A 3,451-nucleotide genomic window follows, 5' to 3' on the forward strand; every position below is an offset into this window, starting at 1 on the left:
TCTGGCGGCGATGGCGCGATGGACACACCCGTACCCATGCCGAACACGGAAGTTAAGCATCGCAGCGGCGACGATAGTCGGAAACGGCAAAAACAGCACGCTGCCAGTCTGTCCGGTCCCCAAGGGGACTCCTTTTTTTTACCCAAAATCTGGGTCTAATACCCATATTTTTGACTTTATACCTACTCGGTTTTGTAGTAAAATATCCATAGCTTATTAGAAAGGATGAGTCGTATGAATATCGCAATCTTTACTGATACATATCTCCCCGATTTAAACGGGGTGGCTACTTCATCGCGCATATTGCATGATGAACTCGTTAAACATGGTCATCATGTGCTTGTAGTAACGACTGAATTGCCAAGTGGCTCAGATTATCAGGATGATGCATTGACAGTACGTATACCTGGTATTGATATCAAGAAGCTTTATGGATATCGTGCTTCTACCATTTATTCTTTTGATGGCATGAAAGAAATAAGAGAATTTATGCCTGATGTCATTCATGTACAGACAGAATTTGGCGTTGGTATATTTGGGCGTATTGTTGGAGAAATTCTTAATGTTCCTGTATGCTATACATATCATACGATGTGGACTGATTACTCTCATTATTTAAGCAGAGGCGTTAAACCGATTGATGTTGTTATGAAGAAGATCATAGAAAAGATTTCTAAGATCTATGGCAACTCATGTGCACAGCTGATTGTGCCATCGCAAAAGACAGCTGATGAACTTTCTTCTTATGGCATTGAGAAGAATATGAACGTTATTGGAACAGGTCTTGTATTAGATCATTTTAGTCCTCAACACCGAAATGAAGAAATCATTCAAGATATTAAAAAGACATATGATTTAGATGATCATTTTGTTATCCTTTTCTTAGGACGCATTGCTCAAGAAAAAAGCATCGATGTTTTAATTGAAGCGATGGAGGATATTATTAAGGAGAGAGAGGATGCTCTTCTTCTTATTGTTGGTGGTGGACCAAGCTTATCTACGTTAAAAGATCTTGTAAAAGAAAAAGGATTAGAAGACTGTGTGATCTTCACTGGTCCAAAGGATTCTAAGCTTGTACCACAGTATTATCATGTCGCTGATGCTTTTGTTTCGGCATCTACATCAGAAACACAGGGATTGACTTATATTGAAGCGATGGCTTCAGGATTACCTGTTTTTGCACGTTATGACCGTAACCTTGAAGATGTGATTAAAAATGGAGAAAATGGATTTTTCTTTGAGACAAAGGAAGAGCTGATTGAAGAGCTTGTTTCTTTTGATGAAGAAGATAAAAAAATAAGCCAACAGGCGTTGACTGATTCCCAGCAGTTTTCTAGTGAAATCTTCTATGAGAAAATTCTTGCGGTCTATCAGAAAGCCATTGATAGTTTTACATACTGCTATAAGATTTCATCTATTTCAAAAGCTAAGACGGGCTATCTGATGACGGTCAATGAAGGCAATCAGCAGTTTTTAGTCAAGCTTACGAAACAGTCCATTGAAGAATTTCAGTTATGTGAAGGTCTTGATATAGATCGTGAAACTTTGGATATATTAAGAGATCTTGAACAGGTACAAGATTGTTATAATGCCGCTTTAAAGCTTTTATCTTATAAGGATTATTCTTCCTCTAAGTTGAAAGCCAGACTTGAAAAGAAGGGGCCTTATAGTGATGAAGTCATTTCTCATACGATAGCGCATCTAGAAGAAAAGAAGCTGATTGATGATTATGAATACTGCTATAACTATATTGAATCATCTTTAAATAAGGGATATGGCTTTAATCGTGCAGTTGCTTCTTTAAAGAAGGAAGGCATGAGTGCTGATATTATCAATCATACTTTAGAAGCATTTTCGGATGAATTGGAATATGATAAGGCGATAGAGATTATTGAAAAGCTTTATAATGCCAATCATACCCGTTCACCAAATGCCTTGATTGCTAATATCAAAAGCAAGCTATTTAACAAAGGGTTTAAAACAGAGACAGTTGATCGTGCTTTAGATCATGTAGAAATGCATTTTCCTGAAGAAGAGACACAGGCTCTTTTAAAACAGGAATATGAGCGTGTCTATAGACGCTATCATAACAAGTATGAAGGACAGTCTCTTAAGAATAAGATTGTTCAGTTCTTAATGAGAAAAGGATATGAATATTCGGATATTACATCTCTTTTAGAAGAAGTATGGAGTGAAGATAATGAATAAAATTAAAGAATTAGAACCAGGAATGGATAATGTCGAATTCAGAGCCATTATTTCTCAGGTTACTGTAGGAAAAACAAATGGTGCCAATAAAAGCAATTATCTGAATCTGACATTGCAGGATAGTACAGGCATTCTTGATGCAAAGATGTGGTCTGTTAAAAAAGAAGATATCGAAGCTTTCGTGCAGGGTACAGTTGTAGAAGGCAAAGGGGATATTATCAAGTACAGTGGTGCTAGACAGATGAAAGTCATTAAGATGACAGCCATCGAGATGACTGATGAGCAAAAATCCGCATTTTTACCTAAGGCTCCGCTTGATAAGGATATCATGATCAAAGATATCGAAGATACTATTGCAGGAATGAAGAATGAAGATTATAAGACATTAACATCTGCGTTAATAGAAGAACATCGCGATGAATTTATTCTTTTCCCAGCCGCAAGCAGAAATCACCATGAATTTGTTTCAGGGTTGATCTATCATACATACTGCATGCTGCAATTGGCAAAATCAGCCGCAAAAATGTATCAGAGTCTAGATGAAGATCTTCTTTTTGCTGGTGTCATTCTTCATGATATCGGGAAAATCAGAGAGCTATCTGGACCAATTACACCACATTATACTGTTGAAGGTAACCTGTTAGGTCATATTTCCATTGGTGCTATGATGATCAGTGAGAAAGCTAAGGAACTTGGCATCAATGATGAGCATGTGCAGCTTCTTATTCATATGATCCTTTCTCATCATGGAAAGAATGAATATGGTTCACCTGTTTTACCTCAGTTAAAAGAAGCAGAAGTTCTTTATTTGATTGATAATATTGATGCTAGAATGAATATGTTCTTGAAGGCAGAAGATCAGGTTGAAGAAGGAGAATATACAAAACGTATTTTTGCTTTAGAAAACAGAAATGTCTATAAGATGAAGAAATAGAAGAAAGTACATTGCTTAGCAGTGTACTTTTTATAAAATTCCCGACAGAAAACCCACGTGCCTTTAGACCGTGGGATAAATATCAGTAAAATATATGGTATAATATACATACAGGAAATCCTATTTCCGAGTCTTTAGAAAGGAGAAAGCTGTATGCATCTTACCGTGAAACAACAAGTAAAGCGTCTTTCAAAGGAAGATTACAGAACTATAAGAGAACTGTGCCATATAGCAAAGAATCTTGCCAATGAAGCCATTTACAATGTAAGACAGTATTACTTTTCTGAGGGCGAGTTTTTAAAATACGAA

General features: G+C 36.6%; 2 protein-coding genes and 1 rRNA gene. All 3 read left to right on the forward strand.

Annotated features, from left to right (window positions below; translation table 11 throughout):
- The 3 genes from rrf (at window position 1) to J6L95_RS05515 (ending at window position 3,142) form a co-directional block, all read left to right on the forward strand.
- A 5S ribosomal RNA gene (rrf, locus tag J6L95_RS05505) occupies window positions 1-109 on the forward strand.
- Window positions 110-234: 125 nt separating this feature from the next.
- Complete coding sequence (locus J6L95_RS05510) at window positions 235-2,208, forward strand: glycosyltransferase (protein WP_287458432.1); 1,974 nt, start codon at window positions 235-237, stop codon at window positions 2,206-2,208.
- On the forward strand, window positions 2,201-3,142 hold the full coding sequence (locus J6L95_RS05515; protein WP_029073070.1) for a 3'-5' exoribonuclease YhaM family protein: 942 nt from the start codon (window positions 2,201-2,203) through the stop codon (window positions 3,140-3,142). Before J6L95_RS05510 ends, J6L95_RS05515 begins: the two co-directional genes overlap by 8 nt.
- The last annotated feature ends 309 nt before the right edge of the window (window positions 3,143-3,451 follow it).

This window comes from Kandleria sp., assembly GCF_017934775.1.
Taxonomy (GTDB): Bacteria; Bacillota_I; Bacilli_A; order Erysipelotrichales; family Coprobacillaceae; genus Kandleria; species Kandleria vitulina.

Coding starts and splice junctions, on each gene's coding strand:
- J6L95_RS05510 (WP_287458432.1), top strand. CDS start 235: ATGAATATCGCAATCTTTACTGATACATATCTCCCCGATTTAAACGGG.
- J6L95_RS05515 (WP_029073070.1), top strand. CDS start 2,201: ATGAATAAAATTAAAGAATTAGAACCAGGAATGGATAATGTCGAATTC.